The following is a 15,508-nucleotide window of genomic DNA, read 5'->3' on the forward strand; positions in this document are numbered from 1 at the left end:
CCGTGAGGGATCAGCTACCCTGTGCACATCCTATACCGGGTACTTACATGGGAGTAAAGAAAATTCGACGGGATACGAACCTTTCTATCTCTCGGGATCGTGCCGAGCAGCTGCGCCGTCTCGCGGAGGCATATAACTGCTCGCCGCGAGAGGTAATCGAGGATTGGATCAGCAACGGCCTGAAGACCCTAGGGTTGAACGCCGACGGCATCCCTCACTGGGCGCCACCCGACACCAGTGTCAGGAAGATTTCGGTGAACGGCATCGCATTCATAGAACTGCGCCATGCTGGGCTCCCCGTCACGCTGCTAAGGGTGACCTTAGAAGACGATACCGGCAGTAGCTCGGAAGCACTTGCACTCGCCAAAGCCCTAGAGGAAGCGGCGCGCGTCAACCGACCCTGGGAGTACAATTGCACCAAACATGGCGGGCGGCGCCTCGATGTGCGGCGCCGCGGCGGTGCCGTGATCCTGACGGCCGATGACAAGGGAGATGAGACTGGGGAAGAAAGACCAACTGCTCCACGCATTGTTCTCTCCCCGGCGATGACTGAGGAATTGGCTGATGCCATCCGGTTCTTGCTCCACTCTAGTGTCGAAGCAAGCCAGACCTTGGAATGTAAGGAATCAGGGGCGGCCGCATCGGCTCCCGAATTAGCGCTCGCAGAGGCATTTGAGCTGGCTTGGCAGGTGGGTTGCATGGATACCGCATCGAGCGGATGATGAGACATCGTACCGATCTAGCTTCCGATCGAACCTACTTTCAGCGACGAAGCCTAATGCTGAGGGCCCTCCTGCAATTCGTGCGGATCGCGACAGATAATATGGCGCGATTATCTGTTTCGCGACACATTTAGATTTTTTGTGTTATAATTCAATATCTTATGGATCACCCTGCGCCCTTGTCGCCCAGCGTCCAATGCCACTAAAGATCGCGATAGAGGCCAAAGTTTCCATGATTACATCACGTAGCTCAGCCTCTAAGCCGGTAGACAAAGAGGTCTGGATCGATACGCCGGGATTCATATATCTCTATCGAGTATCGAGTATGGGCAGAGTGCTGCGCCTGCCGCGGCCTGGCACCCTCGATCAGCGCCTCGATTACACCCGTATCCTGGAGCCCAACTTCGCCGGCCACCATCTTTGGGTGTGGCTCCGAGACCATGATCACCAGCGTCACAGGCTTCGGGTTGACAGGCTGGTTGTCTGCGGCTTCTCGGGCCAGCCCTATGCCGTGTTTGACGTTGTTCACCTTGATCGCGACAACCGCAACTGCCGGCTGGAGAACCTGATCAGGCTTAACAGACGCACGGTCTTTGGGCCTGCGCATTCCAGGCGCTCAATCATCCGCGTTGACGATACCGCGTATGTTCAAGGCTACAGAGCTGCGTTGGTCTCCAGCAAGACGGCCGTTTGAGGGAATGAACCTGCCGGGAGCCCCGGCGCATCGCCGGATAGAGATTGCTGAGCCAGGGAGAGTCACCAGCGGGCCATCTCTCCCTTTCTGGTGTCAGTGGGCACCACGGGCCTGATCGCGCCCAGCGAGTCTGAGAACCGCTCGCGTCTGAACAGACAACCACAGCCATGGGTGAGGCATAGGCGCCGGTCAATGAACCGCGTGCAGTGGCGAGTGCGGGATCCTCGAAATAGGCCATGCCATGTTGCCGAAAGCGGATGCTTCCTCTATTCCCCGCCAGCTCGATCTATCGCCATCAGAGAGGAACGCCGTGCCCATCCACCGAGAGGTCGAGCTGCCGATGAGGTTGCACTCGCAGTCGCTGACGCTCCCCTATCGCGTTGGCGAACTCACCGGCGCCCAAGCGCGACTGCAGGGCCGCTACGTGGTTGAGCCGGATGTTGACGTGTCTGGGAAGAGCTTCGCCTGTTCCGCGGAGGTTGACTGGCTGGTGTTCGGTGTGTCGCTACGGAATGTGACGCAGAGCGTGCATGTCAGCACCCTACTTAGCCCAATCCTCCGCCGGCAACCCCACGTCGAGGGGCCGAATGGAGAGTCGCACTACACCGGCAACGACTTTCGCATCCGGGTACAGCAGCCGAAGAGACGCAAGCTCGATGAAGTGCTGTTTGAGCTGGATGATCGATGGGGCCTGGTGGGCGAACCGAGGCCCTTGCAGATTGAGGTGTCGCTGGATTTTTATCCGAAGGATGAGACGGATGAGACCCGCCGCATGATGGTAGGCATACTGCAGCGACACTTCCTGGCGCCCGACGAGCATGTCGAAGGGAAGATGGCAAAGGGGCGGTTCTTCTTCACGTACGGCAATCCGCCCCGCAAGAAGACCTTCCGGATCTACAGCAAGAAAGGCGCCACCACGCCGCTCATCGATTCCACGGTCTACTTCGGCAAGGAGGGCGCGCCGGTGACATGGCGCATCATGGATAAGACCACCGACGACCGCAAAGGCGTCAAGGCGATGGCGCTGATGCAAGACAAGAAGCGGGCGCGCATAGAGGTGACCCTGGGTGATGCGACGGTGGCAGCAATGGGGCTGGAGACACTCGACGACCTGAAGAGCCCGTTCTTCACCAAGCTGAGGAAGCCCTACTTCGAGTTCAGACTGCCGACGTTCGATGAGGTGGAGGGCAAGGGCATCGAGGCCGCGAGGGAGAAGTACGAGGAACTGAGATGGTCGCTGTTCGCCCAGGCCGGGGTGTACGGGCTGCTGAGGATGGATCGCGCCGCCGATGTGACCAGGGCCGACCTCAACCGCAAGCGAACCGAGGGGAAGGTCAGAGCGCCTGACGGCACACTGCGGCGTCTGCGGGTGGGAGAGAACGCTCGGCTGGTGGCGTACGGCGCGCTGCACAGGCGGATCGGCGCCGCGCTCCGCAATCTCAACCTGTAACCCGCTCTGGCTATGGCTTCCCGTTCCGCTTAGTATCTAGTTATTAGATGGAGAGCGGAAATGCCGCCGGTTTGGCCAAGCCCAGCCTGGGCGGCGCTCGCCTCGTCATATACGGCCAAAACAGCCGTATTCACGTCGGAAACAGGTCGGATTTGACTGAAACTTACACCTAGGCGGCATGCGAGCACTGGGCAGTGGCGTGCACCAGGCAGTCGCCAGACCAGCGCCAGCGCGGCTCTTCAGACGGCCACCGCCAAGCTGGCATCGGCGAACGCACGCCGCCTGTGGAAGGATCCGACGCCGGGCAGCTGCCAAAATGTGCCGGCATGGCCCACGAGGCTCGCCTCGGTGCTAAGACTACCCATCCCTTCGAACAATGTGCAACACGACGGCGCCCCACCCTGTCGGCTTCATCTCACGGCAAGACCGATCAAGTCGCACAGAAGCGTGCTGACTCGCGTCGCTTCTCCCGGGCATGGATAACACCCCAGAACGTCGCATGCGCACTCAGCGAGCCCCAGGGAGTCGGGAAACGGCACCCTGCATCAGCATGTCGATCACGCGAGCTTTGGGCGCACTAGACGACCGCCAGCAAGACCATCAGGCGTCACCCTTCGCCTTCTTCCTCATTCGCACCTGCATCGCACGGCGTGCCCCTGCGATGCGCCCGAGGGCAACGCGAATGGCGTCTTCATTGACAACGGTTGGATCAAAGTCACCGAGCTGGTCGCTGATCTCATCATGCTCCGGATGATCCGAATCGGCGAGGATGGCGACCAGATCGTAAAAGCCGCCCAGCCCGCCGCAGTCCTCCGGCGGCACCGCGTTTTCACCGCCAACGTAGAGGGGGTAACCAATCTCCGGGTCGCCCGCCCGGATGTTCTTGACCACCAGGCGGTGATGCCAGTCGTCGCCAAAGTCATACAGGTAGTCAATCACCGTCTGGCCAGGCTGAAGAACCTGCCGGAGCCGCACCTTGCCTGCGTCGGTAGTCGGCGTGTCGCGCCATTCCCCATCCACCGGCAAGACGTAGCGCCGATCGCCGATCTTCAACTCCCAAAGGTGCTCGTCGAACCACCCCATCGCCGCCTGCACGATTTTGTGCAGCACCTTGAGTGTCACCGAAGTTGGCACCTCCACCTGGCGCCAGATCAACGGATTGGAGCCGGTCAACTCGATCCGGAGCGTGGCGATCTCGTTGATGCTGTTGCTGGTCATGCGGGCACATTTCCGAATCTGGCTGATGGCCAAACAACTAGCATTCGGCAGCTTGGATGCCTGCGCGAGCATCTTAACCGCGGATCTACCAGATGTGTCTTTGACGAAACTCGAACATCAGATCTAAGTCAACCTCCATGCATAGAGAAAATTAAGCATCAGATAGACAGTGAGGTCATACGGATTAGCGCATTAAGAGCGATAGCGTGATGTCGACACCCGGCCGCTCTCCGCGGTCATTTTGGAGACCACGCCGCACCGCTCACGGTTTAGATGGCACCACCCGCATAACCATCTTGCCAACGTTCTCGCCCTGGTAGAGGCGGTGAAGCACGGTCGGGTAGTCGGTGACAGTGCCTTCTACGATGTTCTCCCTGAAGCCCAGCAGGCCCTGCTTCATCCAACCAGCCATCTCGCGGCGTGCCGCGTCGTAGCGATCCACATAGTCGAAGATGATGAAGCCCTCCATGCGGGCCCGCAGCGTTGCCAGTGCCAGATAGTTCTTCGGCCCGTAGATCTCGCCCTCGTTGTACTGCGACGTGGCGCCGCAGATGATGACGCGCCCGCGCATCCCCAGCCGGCGGAAGAGCGTGTCGAGCAGCGGGCCGCCCACGTTGTCGAACACGACGTCGACCCTGTTAGGTGTCGCCTCCTTCAGGTCGCGGTAAAGATCGGGTGAGCGGTAGTTCACGGCGGCATCGAACCCGAGATCCTCTGTCAGCCACCGGCACTTTTCGTCGGAGCCGCAGATACCGACCGCCCGCGCGCCCTTGATCCTGGCGATCTGACCGGCGACGGAGCCTACCGCGCCGCTGGCTGCTGTAACCACGACCGTCTCGCCCGGCTTCGGCTTACCGACTTCCTCGAAGCCGAAATACGCCGTGAGGCCCGTCAACCCAAGCCCCCCGAGCCAAGACGGAAGCGGCGCCAGTGACACGTCTACTTTCGTCAGGGTGGCGCCATCGACGACCGCATATTCCTGCGTGCCCAGCATGCCGGTGACTTTATCGCCTGAGATGAAACCCGGATGCGCCGAGGCGACGACCTCTCCCGCCACGGGAACATCGACAATGTCGCCAATGCCCACCATGGCGCGGTACGACTGACCAGCGTTGAGGTGGGTGCGCACGGATGGGTCGATCGAGATATACTCCGCGCGCACAGTTACTTGCCCGTTCTCCGGCGACGGCACCGCCTCGCGCGTCACACTGAAGTCGGTCGATTTCGCTTCCCCACTCGGCCTACGAGCCAAGCGCAATTGTGTGTTGAGCATCACACCTCCCCTCCAATGCCACAGCCATTGAACCTAGAGAGCGCTCAACCCGAGCGCAACAATGCCGCACTAACCGTCGATGGCGCGCGCTGGGCGCGCGCTGGGCGCGCCGCCGTTGCTCATAACCATAAATGATTCCCGTATAGATATTCGCATAATGCATAGATCGTATGGCGCCTAAATAATATCTATTAAATCCTAACTAATAATCTGTATACCGTTTATCCCGATAACTATTATGTCTGTATTGATCTCTCACAGACAACAGGAACGAGATGACCGACGGCATGAATGAAGACACCCGCACCACTTTCACCAGCCTCCTCGAGTACCTCGAATTCGCCTTCGAGCGCTCCCCCAAGACACATGCCGAGATCGCGCATGAGATGGGATATCGCAGCGAAAACGTGCTCACGATGATGCTGGCCGGCATCTGCAAGGTGCCGATCGACAAGGTACCCAGCCTGGCAAGGGCGCTCAACGTCGAGCCCTCTCACATGATGACGCTCGCGCTGGAAGACTACTGCCCGGCGATTTTGCGGGCGATGGAGGAGACGTTCGATCATATCGCCACACCGAACCAGAAAGAATGGCTCAAGGTGGTGCGACACATCTCCGGCGACACCGATCCGCGGATAACCCCCGATATCCGCGGCCTTCTTGAAGAGCACTTCCGCAACAACGTGGTCACCCAAGGCTGAGCAAGGCGGCGGCGGATAGGCGTTCGGGAAGAGGTACCTCGTCGAACGCACATCCGCCGCCGTCAATCCGCCTGGCTCGGTACGCGGGTGCACACGCAGGCATCCTGCTGAGGGTCTACGATGGGATCGAGCCGTTCCTAAATTTTCCGCCCCTCTGGTTTCCGTAGCTCTTCACCGACCGACGAGTGCGAGATGCGCGCCCCCGGCCTTCACCAGTTTCGACGTCATCTTGCCAAGGCAAGCCCAAGCGATTGGTGGGTCGGCTATAGTCGACAGTTCGTCATTACGGCGCGCGTGCGCTCCTCGATGTGCCTTTGGAAGACCACGAAGGGTATCAGCACGCCGCCAGCATCATTCGCAGCCAGCCTGGTCAAGGAAGGCAACCTTGCGAGAACGCTTTCGGCGAGCGCCTCCACTCGCCGCACGGTCGCGGCAGGCGCTAAACCGACCGCTTGAGCGAAGTTCTCCCAATGCCGCCTTTGCAGGTGCTCAGCACGCGAATTGTCTGCGATCTTCATCGCCATGTTCCGGGTGATGTTGCTGTAGATCAGTGACGTCATGGCATCGTAGTGCGGCGCAAGCCGCCAGCCTCGGTCATCAAGCAACAAGCTGTAGTTCTTAGCGTGCCGATCCGTGTCGCCGATGCAGCACGAGAAGATGACCATGTCGAGCAGCGTCAGTCGATCGCGCGCCGCGGCCGCGGAGTGATGAACCACCACCTCAAATAGCTGCTGTAGGCCGGGGCCACCGGATGCCTGGTACTTCTCCGTTGGGTAGCGCCCAAGAGCCTGGCAGAAATCTTCCTGGTGGCGGCGGGTGACCCGCCCATCCTGGGCGATGCTACGATCATAGCGGCGCACCAGCAGATAGCGTTGATCCCCGGCTCGCCCGAAAGCGGCTTCCGGCGTGGGGATTCCCACGGCAGACGCCAGCCTCATGCACATCAATTCGTTTGCAACCGACGCGTAGAGGCGATCATTGGCGGGCTTCAGAATATGCGTCGAAGCGGCGCCGTTGATCGGCAGCATTACGCGCCCTCCGATCACTGCGACGAGCATCTTGCTCTGCGCCCCCGCCAGCGACAGGGCCACCCCTTCGTCGCCGATGAGTAGCGGCCTCTGCGGCAGCCGACGGATTGCAGCCGCAAGGTCGTGCTCGTCAAGAGCTTGGTAGCGCCCGCTCTCCGGCTTCTTGGCGTCGCCGATCGACAGTGCACCGGCGGTGTCGCGACCGATCTCTTCCAAAATGCCATATGTGTCGCCCGCAGCGCGGCCAAGAATCTGGCCGATCATCTCAAGCTGCGGTTCCTCGGGCAGCAGATTGGCGAACCAGGGCGTCGCCACGTCGATGGGGTAGACATCCTTAACAAGAGGCATCGACACCGAGATCGCGAACCCTTCTCGGATCCAGTCAGGGTCATAGGCGAAGGACAGCCCCCCCCCGCTGGTACGCTCCAGGATACCGACCCGCTGTTGTTCGCACCAGACACCCAACATGGTCAGGCCGGCAACGAGGCGCTTACGCGGATATTCAGCAGCCCGGCGATGCGGAAGGCCAATTCCAGGCTGGCGCTCTGCTTGCCGCGCTCCAGCTCGCTGACAAACCGGAGACTGACACCCGCGGCGAGGGCCAGCTCGCTCTGGGTTAGACCCTGTGACTTGCGACCTTGACGGATGACGGCCCCGAACTCGGATGCGTTGAATATGACTAGGGAAGTGTTCATTTTTCCTGATCGGGAAAACGCAGGGGGTTGAGAACCTTGCAGCGCGAATTATCCCGTTCGGGAAATCGTCTCCGCGCGCTGCGGTCATGTTGACGTTTGCCCGATCGGGTCAATTCCATCAAACCGGCTTCTCCAATCATGTGCCTGGATACAGGCCGGTCAGATCGATCGGGTAGTTGACCGCGTTCACCGCCTTCAGCAGCGATTGTGGCCCATAACCCTTCCCGTAATGTTGCTGTTCGACATGGGTGCCCTCGTGGCCGACAACAGCGTGCCTCACATCCTCGCCTACGTCGGCAGCTCGAAGGGCGTCGATCATCGTATGGCGGAAGCTGTGGAAACTCAGTGACCGCCTCCTACGCAAATCCTCGCCGAGGATCTGACCTAGCAAGCGGTTGAGCCGCTTGCTCTCCGGATCGGATTCATATCCAGAAGCGCCCTTCTTGACGGCTGGCCACAGTAGAGCACTTCCAGATCGTCGACGTTGCGCCACGTAGTCCAGAAAACCGATATCGAGCAGTTCGCGATGGATGGGCGTTAGTCGCTTCGAGGCCGCGGTTTTGAGATTCTTGTCGCCGGCGTCGTTAATATCGAAACACGGCACACCCTCTTCGGTCACGATATCGGCAACCCGAAGCTGGCAGATTTCACCGAGGCGTGCCCCGGTAAACAGCGCGATGAGCGGCATCCAGAAGCGGTGATCACGAACCTGAAAATTTCCTGGCTCCGTAACACGGCCTGACGACCTGCAGCCTCGGAACAATGGTGCATCGAAAAGGATCTGCAATTCCGAGGCATCGAACGGGCTGCGCGGCTTGGTAGTTTTCTTGGGAGCGCGATGATTGATCCCCTCTGCTGGGTTGATGCCCAGGAGACCTGACTCCTTGCACCACCTGAAAAACAGCTTCATCGGGATCAGGTACTTGCCCTTCGCGGTGCCGTTATCGAGTTTCGGTAGGCCGCGCTCGGCCGCTACACGAATGGCTTCAGCGTAGCCCAATCCCGGCAGCTTCTTCGTTCTGTTGCTCGGGAGGCTGAGCACCACCTGCTTGAATCTCCCAAGCATTGCAGGAGTGATGCTCTGCAGTAGGGCATCGTTGCCCAGTACCTCGACCAGGAGCGAGGTGGCCGTCAGGTGGGTGTCCATGGCTTTGATGCGAAGCGACTGGGTCGCGCGCATCTCCGCGATATAACGGTCTCTAACGGTGGATAGCGCCGCCTCCTCATCAACCATTTGAGACGGAGGCGATAATTCAACAGCCCCGGATGCGGCGGCGGCGGCCGGTGCGGAAGCGCCTCCAGATATCTCAATTTCTTCCTCCTGGAACTCTACGAGGTCAAGTCTGGAGGCGTTGATCGTGCGGCCATCGGAGCGTTCGACTTGCACTTCCCTCAGGCGCTGTGACGCCGCAAAAAGTGCCTGAGCCAGCTTGATGTATTGGGGAGTACCCTGTTCCGCCGTCACTCCCAACGCGGTTATCTCTCCGCTCATGGAAGTCTGCATCGCATGCAGATCGGCGTCTCTCAGGATGTGTGCCATCCGCGCGAGCTCGTCTGTCGCATCGAGACCAATGCCGATGTTGATATAGTGCCCGACAGGAAGATCGAGTTCTCTCGCGCCATCGAGATAACCAGCGGTTCGACTGGAGCGGGCCTGCAGATCCTCATCAAGCCTCAACCGCAGCCAACCGTTCACGAGGTCGTTGATCATTACCTTGGGCATATCGGGATCGTTCCTGATAAGCGCCATTGCCCGTGCAAGATGCGCGACCAACCGGGCACCTCGCACACGCGCTAGCGAGTTGTCTCGGGTGCCTAAAGAGCGGGATATTTCGCTGCGGCCGATGCGGCCGGAGATGTCGCCAGCGATGCGTAGCCGCAGCCGGTAGATCCCGGCTCGAGGGTAGATGTTTGAGGTAACCACGGGGCACTCTGTGTAACGATCTGTGTAACGATCGAGCCCTCGTGTCGAACGGCGCGCCGCAGACCCCGCGGAAACATTGGGGTTTTTAGGGAAAATGGTGGAGCCAGACGGGATCGAACCGACGACCTCAAGCTTGCAAAGCTAGCGCTCTCCCAACTGAGCTATGGCCCCAACGACGGTGGTCTATATCGGTATGGGCCGGGGCAAGTCAATGTCGCGTTGCCCGGCAAGACACAGGCTTACTCACAAAAAAGTTATCGGCGGCGGCGTTCGGCGTTGACAGCGATTCTCACGACCGGCATCCTTAGGTCAGTCACACTGACTTCTTTGGAGAAGCCGGCGCGGTGGCGTTGTATTTTCGCGGAGAACACGGAAGACATCGGACGCTTGATGGTCAACGAAAACAGCGGGTTAGAGAACATCCAACCGGCGGCGCAATTTGATTTGCACCGTCATGTCGGCTCGCCGGGCTGGTTTTTGCGCACCGCCGCACTTGTCATGCTGGTCGGCACAACCGTCGGATTTGGCGTCCAGTCCAACTTTTCTGTCTACAATGCCTACAACGCGGCGATCGGCGGTTCGGTTCCCTCGCCCTTCTCGACCATCGCCTCGATGGGCCCGAGCGCCCGCAGCGGCCAGCCGGGCCTGAGCCTGACCGGCCCCATGAGCGACGGCAGCCCCATCGCCCGTGTGCTGCTCGAGGAAGTCGACACCTCCCCGGTCAAACAGGCGCGCATCATGCGCGGCGACACGCTGGCTGGCGTGCTGATCAAGGCCGGCGTCGAACTGGCCGACGCACACAGCGCCATCACCGCCCTGTCGGAGCACCTCAATGTCCGCCGCCTGAAAGAAGGCCAGGAAATCGAGTTGACGTTCGGCCATGACGATCCGGCCAGCGACGAGCAGACCCTGCAGGCCATCCGGCTGCAGTCCGAGGTCGAAAGCGCCGTTCGCGTGGCCCGGCAGAACGATGGCTCGTTTGTCAGCGCCATCGAAGCCATCAGGCTCGACACCCATGCCACCCGCGCCGCCGGCGAAATCCACGAAAGCCTGTACGCCGCCATGCGCAAGGCCGGGGTGCCGCACAACGTGATTGCCGAGTTCATCCGCATCTATTCCTGGGACGTGGATTTCCAGCGCGAGGTCCAGCCGGGCGACAGCTTCGAGATTTATTTCGACCGCTACGAGAACGGCAAAGGCCGGATGGTGAAGACCGGCCCGCTGCTCTATGCCGGCCTTAACCTGAGCGGCAAGGCCCACAATCTCTACCTTTACACCACACGCGACGACGGCAATGCCGATTATTACGACGAGAACGGCCAGAGCGTGCGCAAGGCGCTGCTCAAGACGCCGATCGATGGCGCCCGGCTGACGTCCGGCTTCGGCCGGCGCACCCATCCCATCCTGGGCTATACCAAAATGCACAAGGGGCTGGATTTCGGAGCGGCCCGCGGCACCCCGATCCATGCGGCCGGCGACGGCACCGTCGAGGTGGCCGGCCCCAAGGGCAGCTACGGCAATTACGTGCGCATCCGCCATAACGGAACCTATGCCACCGCCTATGCCCACATGAACGGCTTCGGCAAGGGTATCCGGGCCGGCGCGCGTGTCCGTCAGGGCGATGTCATCGGCTACGTGGGCACCACCGGGCGTTCGACAGGCCCGCACCTGCATTACGAAGTGCTGAAGGAAGCCAGGCAAGTCGATCCGCGGGGCATCAAGATGCCGTCGGGCCGCCAACTCGCCGGCAATGAACTGGCCTCGTTCAGGACCTCGCTGGAGCAGGTCAAGAGCCAGATAGCCGCCCTTCCCGTCATGCGGCAACTGGTCGCCAACGCGGAATAGGGCGCGCCCGACCTCCCGATATGCCGGAACAGACAAAGGGCGGCGCCGCGAGGCGCCGCCCTTCCCTGTTTACCCCGACAATCCTAGTTGATCGAGCCGCTGCCAGGCGCGAGTCTGGCGCCGGCGCCCCCAAAGGCGCCGTAGGCCGATCCATCGACGTCGTGGCCGTTGACAAACAGATGGCCGTCACGGGCCGTGACCTCGACCCGCGCGCCGTCCGCCAGTTCGCCCTTGAGGATCAGCTCGGCGAGCGGATCCTGCAGGTTCCGCTGGATCACCCGCTTCAGCGGCCGCGCACCGTAGACCGGATCATAGCCGGCATTCGCCAGCCAGGCCTTGGCCGCCTCGTCCAGCTCGATGGTGATCTTGCGCTCGGCCAGCAGGTTCTCCAGCCGCCGGAGCTGGATGGTGACAATGCCGGTCATGTCGCCGCGTCCCAGCCGGTGGAAGAGAATGACCTCGTCGAGCCGGTTGAGGAACTCGGGCCGGAATGCACCGCGCACCACGTCCATCACCTGGTCGCGCACCGCGTCCACATCAGCCCCTTCGGGCTGGGCGGCCAGGATGTCGCTGCCCAGATTGGAAGTCAGCACGATCATGGTGTTGGTGAAGTCCACAGTCCGGCCCTGGCCATCGGTCAGGCGCCCGTCGTCGAGCACCTGGAGGAGCACGTTGAAGACATCCGGATGGGCTTTCTCCACCTCGTCGAACAGGATGATCTGGTAAGGCCGGCGCCGCACCGCCTCGGTGAGCGCACCGCCTTCCTCATATCCCACATAGCCGGGAGGCGCGCCGATCAGCCGGGCCACGGAATGCTTCTCCATGTACTCGGACATATCGAGGCGCACCATGGCGTGCTCATCGTCGAACAGATAGGCCGCGAGCGACTTGGTCAGCTCGGTCTTGCCGACGCCGGTAGGGCCCAGGAACAGGAACGATCCGATAGGCCGCGATGCGTCCTGCAGGCCGGCACGCGCCCGGCGCACCGACTTCGAGACGGCATCGACCGCCTCGTGCTGGCCGATCACCCGCTTGCCCAGTTCCTCCTCCATATGCAGCAGCTTTTCCCGTTCGCCCGCCATCAGCTTGTCGACGGGCACGCCGGTCCAGCGCGACACCACAAAGGCGATGTCCTGGTCGGTGACCTCTTCCTTCAGCATGCGATCGCTGGACGTGGCGGCCGCCTCGGCCAGCTTGCGCTCGGTCTCCGGGATCACGCCATAGGCGAGTTCGCCGGCGCGCGCCAGATTGCCTGAACGCTGGGCGCGGTCCAGTTCAATGCGGGCATTGTCCAGCTCTTCCTTCAGCCGCTGTTCGGCATTGAGCTTGTCCTTCTCGCCCTGCCACCGGGCTGTCAGCCCGTCCGACTGCTCCTCCAGGCCGGCCAGATCCTGCTCGATCTTCTTGAGGCGGTCGCGGGAGGCCTCGTCGGTCTCCTTCTTCAGCGCCTCGCGCTCGATCTTGAGCTGGATGATGCGCCGGTCGAGCTGTTCGATCTCCTCGGGCTTGGATTCGACCTCCATACGCAGGCGGCTCGCCGCCTCGTCCATCAGGTCGATGGCCTTGTCCGGCAGAAACCGGTCGGAGATGTAGCGGTTCGACAGGGTCGCCGCGGCGACGAGCGCGCCATCGGTGATCCGCACGCCATGGTGCAGTTCGTATTTTTCCTTCAACCCGCGCAGGATGGACACGGTGTCCTCGACGGTCGGCTCGCCCACAAAAACCGGCTGGAAGCGCCGCTCCAGCGCCGCGTCCTTCTCGACATATTTGCGGTATTCGTTGAGCGTGGTCGCGCCGATGCAGTGCAGCTTGCCGCGCGCAAGCGCCGGCTTCAGCAGGTTGGAGGCGTCCATTGAGCCTTCCGCCGCGCCGGCGCCGACGATGGTGTGCATTTCATCGATGAACAGGATGATCTCGCCCTCGGAGGCCTGGACCTCCTCGAGCACGCTCTTGAGCCGCTCCTCGAACTCGCCGCGATATTTGGCGCCGGCAATCAGGCTGCCCATGTCGAGGGTGAGAACGCGCTTGTTCTTCAGGCCCTCGGGCACATCGCCGTTGGCGACGCGCAGGGCAAGCCCCTCGACGATGGCGGTCTTGCCGACGCCCGGTTCGCCGATCAGAACGGGATTGTTCTTGGTGCGCCGCGCCAGCACCTGAATGGTGCGCCTGATTTCCTCGTCGCGGCCGATCACCGGGTCGAGCTTGCCGTCCCGCGCGGCCTGGGTCAGATCCTGGGCATATTTCTTCAGGGCGTCATAGGCATTCTCGGCAGATGCGGAATCCGCCGTGCGGCCCTTGCGTACGTCGTTGATGACCGCGTTGAGATTCTGGGCGGTGACGCCGGCCTTTTTCAGCACTTCCGCTGCGCCGGTGCCGGCGGCGAGCGCCAGCGCCTGCAACAGGCGCTCGACGGTGACAAAGCTGTCGCCGGCCTTCTTGGCCAGATCCTCGGCGCTCTGGAACAGCTTGGCAAGCTGCGGCGCCATGTAGAGCTGGCCGGCGCCGGCGCCTTCGACCTTGGGCAGCTTGGCCAGCTCGGCATCGACCTGCAGCAACACCTGCTTGGCGTCGCCGCCGGCTGCGTTGATCAGGTTGGCGGCAAGCCCTTCCTCATCCTCGACGATCACCTTCAGCAGGTGTTCGGGCGTGAATTGCTGATGACTCATCCGCTGTGCGGTGAATTGCGCCGTCTGGATAAAGCCCTTCAGACGCTCGGTGTATTTCTCGATGTCCATGGTGTGTCCTCCCTCTGCGGGATGCTTGGATTTGGCGGCGGGAACCGCGAGCATGGCCTGCATATGGTGTTGCACATCGGCAACACAAGAGGCACGAGGACGGGAAAAACCGGCGCGGTTTCCCGCATCGCCCCGACGCGGGCGCGCGCTGCCGGGCAGCCGTAAAAGAAAACGGGCGGCCCGAGCGGGCCGCCCGTCCAGATACTCAATAGTGAAGGTTACTCGGCGTCCGAAGGCTCTTCCGTGGCCGGAGCAGCAGCAGCAGGCGCTGCCGCCGCGGCGCCTTCCGGAGCTGCCTCGCGGGGCTCCGCGGGTCGGCGCGGACGCCGACCACGTATGGCACGCGGCGCCGACGGCAATGACGGCGGCGTCAGTGAGACGGGCGGCACATCGACGGCGATATCTGCGGAAATGTCGGGCTGGTCGTCGGTGCCCGAGATGACCGGCTTGGGCTGCGGCTGCGACTGAGCCTGCGGCGCGGCCGGTTGCCCGCCATTGTCGCGGCGCTGACTTCCGTTGGCATTCGCAGCGCCATTGTTGTTGCGCTGCTGGCCGCCGTTGTTCTGGCCGCCATTATTCTGGCCACCGTTACCCTGGCCACGCGCGTCCTGGTTGCGGTTATCCTGATTGCGGTTGTCCTGGTTGCGGGTGTCCTGGCCACCGTTGCCTTGGCCACGGTTGCCCTGGTTGCCGCTGTCCTGGTTGTCATCGTCGCCCGATTCACCGGTCTGGTTGCCGTCGCTATCGGACTGCTCGTCGTAGCCGGACTGCTCATCGTCCTCGATGGCCTGCGGCTCGATGCCCTGGGCGATCATGATCTCGTTCATGATGCGCTGATAATGCTCGGCGTGCTGCAGGAAATTCTCGACCAGTACCCGGTCGCGGCCCACCCGCGCGTCACGCGCCAAGCTGACATATTTTTCAACCAACTGCGCCGCGGTGCCGCGGAGCTTGCCCGCCGGTCCGTTGCTGTCGTAAGCCCGATTCATATTCTGTTGGGGCGCGGGTCTTCTGCCCGAGCGACCCCGGGAGCGCTTGCCGTTGCTGTGTCTCATCGCGTCACTATGTTGTTATCTCGTTTCGGTCTTGCGGCTATTGCCACCGATGATCATCCGGACAGACCCGTAACGGGCCCTAGAGCGTAGGTTGTGCAGCCAAAGGAGACTGCATCCAGCGATTCTAGTTCTGGATGACTTCAAGAGGGCAGGCCCTAAGATGCCCCG

12 protein-coding genes and 1 tRNA gene are annotated in these 15,508 nt (G+C 61.7%); 4 read left to right on the forward strand and 9 right to left on the reverse strand.

Annotated elements, in window-relative coordinates; all coding sequences use genetic code 11:
* The first annotated feature begins 47 nt into the window (after positions 1 to 47).
* Positions 48 to 722 (forward strand): hypothetical protein, encoded by a 675-nt coding sequence (locus WJU21_RS04170; protein WP_346322119.1) that lies wholly within the window; start codon positions 48 to 50, stop codon positions 720 to 722.
* A gap of 250 nt (positions 723 to 972) precedes the next feature.
* Here the strand turns inward: WJU21_RS04170 and WJU21_RS04175 are convergent, their stop codons facing one another.
* Entirely contained in the window at positions 973 to 1,329 is a 357-nt protein-coding gene (locus WJU21_RS04175; RefSeq protein ID WP_346322120.1) for a hypothetical protein, read from the reverse strand.
* Positions 1,330 to 1,726: 397 nt separating this feature from the next.
* Here WJU21_RS04175 and WJU21_RS04180 point away from each other — a divergent pair, with 397 nt between their 5' ends.
* Complete coding sequence (locus WJU21_RS04180) at positions 1,727 to 2,866, forward strand: hypothetical protein (RefSeq protein WP_346322121.1); 1,140 nt, start codon at positions 1,727 to 1,729, stop codon at positions 2,864 to 2,866.
* Positions 2,867 to 3,466: 600 nt separating this feature from the next.
* Here WJU21_RS04180 and WJU21_RS04185 read toward each other — a convergent pair.
* Positions 3,467 to 4,084, reverse strand: a complete 618-nt coding sequence (locus WJU21_RS04185; protein WP_346322122.1) for a plasmid pRiA4b ORF-3 family protein — start codon at positions 4,082 to 4,084, stop codon at positions 3,467 to 3,469.
* A gap of 262 nt (positions 4,085 to 4,346) precedes the next feature.
* Positions 4,347 to 5,357, reverse strand: a complete 1,011-nt coding sequence (locus WJU21_RS04190) for an NADP-dependent oxidoreductase (protein ID WP_346322123.1) — start codon at positions 5,355 to 5,357, stop codon at positions 4,347 to 4,349.
* A gap of 275 nt (positions 5,358 to 5,632) precedes the next feature.
* On the opposite strand from WJU21_RS04190, the gene WJU21_RS04195 reads away from it, so the two are divergent.
* Positions 5,633 to 6,058 (forward strand): XRE family transcriptional regulator, encoded by a 426-nt coding sequence (locus WJU21_RS04195; RefSeq protein ID WP_346322124.1) that lies wholly within the window; start codon positions 5,633 to 5,635, stop codon positions 6,056 to 6,058.
* A gap of 263 nt (positions 6,059 to 6,321) precedes the next feature.
* On the opposite strand, the gene WJU21_RS04200 is transcribed toward WJU21_RS04195, so the two are convergent.
* The 4 genes from WJU21_RS04200 to WJU21_RS04215 all read right to left on the reverse strand — a co-directional run bounded on the left by WJU21_RS04200 (position 6,322) and on the right by WJU21_RS04215 (position 9,876).
* Positions 6,322 to 7,554 (reverse strand): type II toxin-antitoxin system HipA family toxin, encoded by a 1,233-nt coding sequence (locus tag WJU21_RS04200; protein WP_346322125.1) that lies wholly within the window; start codon positions 7,552 to 7,554, stop codon positions 6,322 to 6,324.
* A 2-nt stretch (positions 7,555 to 7,556) separates the two neighbouring features.
* Entirely contained in the window at positions 7,557 to 7,781 is a 225-nt protein-coding gene (locus tag WJU21_RS04205; protein WP_346322126.1) for a helix-turn-helix domain-containing protein, read from the reverse strand.
* A 136-nt stretch (positions 7,782 to 7,917) separates the two neighbouring features.
* Positions 7,918 to 9,504 (reverse strand): site-specific integrase, encoded by a 1,587-nt coding sequence (locus WJU21_RS04210; RefSeq protein WP_346322127.1) that lies wholly within the window; start codon positions 9,502 to 9,504, stop codon positions 7,918 to 7,920.
* 296 nt (positions 9,505 to 9,800) lie between these two features.
* Positions 9,801 to 9,876, reverse strand: a tRNA-Ala gene (locus WJU21_RS04215).
* A 306-nt stretch (positions 9,877 to 10,182) separates the two neighbouring features.
* Here WJU21_RS04215 and WJU21_RS04220 point away from each other — a divergent pair.
* Positions 10,183 to 11,550 carry a peptidoglycan DD-metalloendopeptidase family protein gene (locus WJU21_RS04220; protein ID WP_346322128.1) on the forward strand — a complete coding sequence of 456 codons (1,368 nt, stop codon included), beginning with the start codon at positions 10,183 to 10,185 and terminating at the stop codon, positions 11,548 to 11,550.
* A gap of 83 nt (positions 11,551 to 11,633) precedes the next feature.
* Here WJU21_RS04220 and clpB read toward each other — a convergent pair whose 3' ends face one another.
* Positions 11,634 to 14,285: an ATP-dependent chaperone ClpB gene (gene clpB / locus WJU21_RS04225; RefSeq protein ID WP_346322129.1), complete on the reverse strand. Its 2,652-nt coding sequence runs from the start codon at positions 14,283 to 14,285 to the stop codon at positions 11,634 to 11,636.
* Positions 14,286 to 14,503: 218 nt separating this feature from the next.
* The gene (locus tag WJU21_RS04230; protein ID WP_346322130.1) at positions 14,504 to 15,340 is read right to left on the reverse strand and encodes a DUF4167 domain-containing protein; all 837 of its coding nucleotides are present in this window, start codon (positions 15,338 to 15,340) and stop codon (positions 14,504 to 14,506) included.
* Positions 15,341 to 15,508 lie beyond the last annotated feature (168 nt).

Source organism: Emcibacter sp. SYSU 3D8 (genome assembly GCF_039655875.1).
Taxonomy (GTDB): domain Bacteria; phylum Pseudomonadota; class Alphaproteobacteria; order SMXS01; family SMXS01; genus RI-34.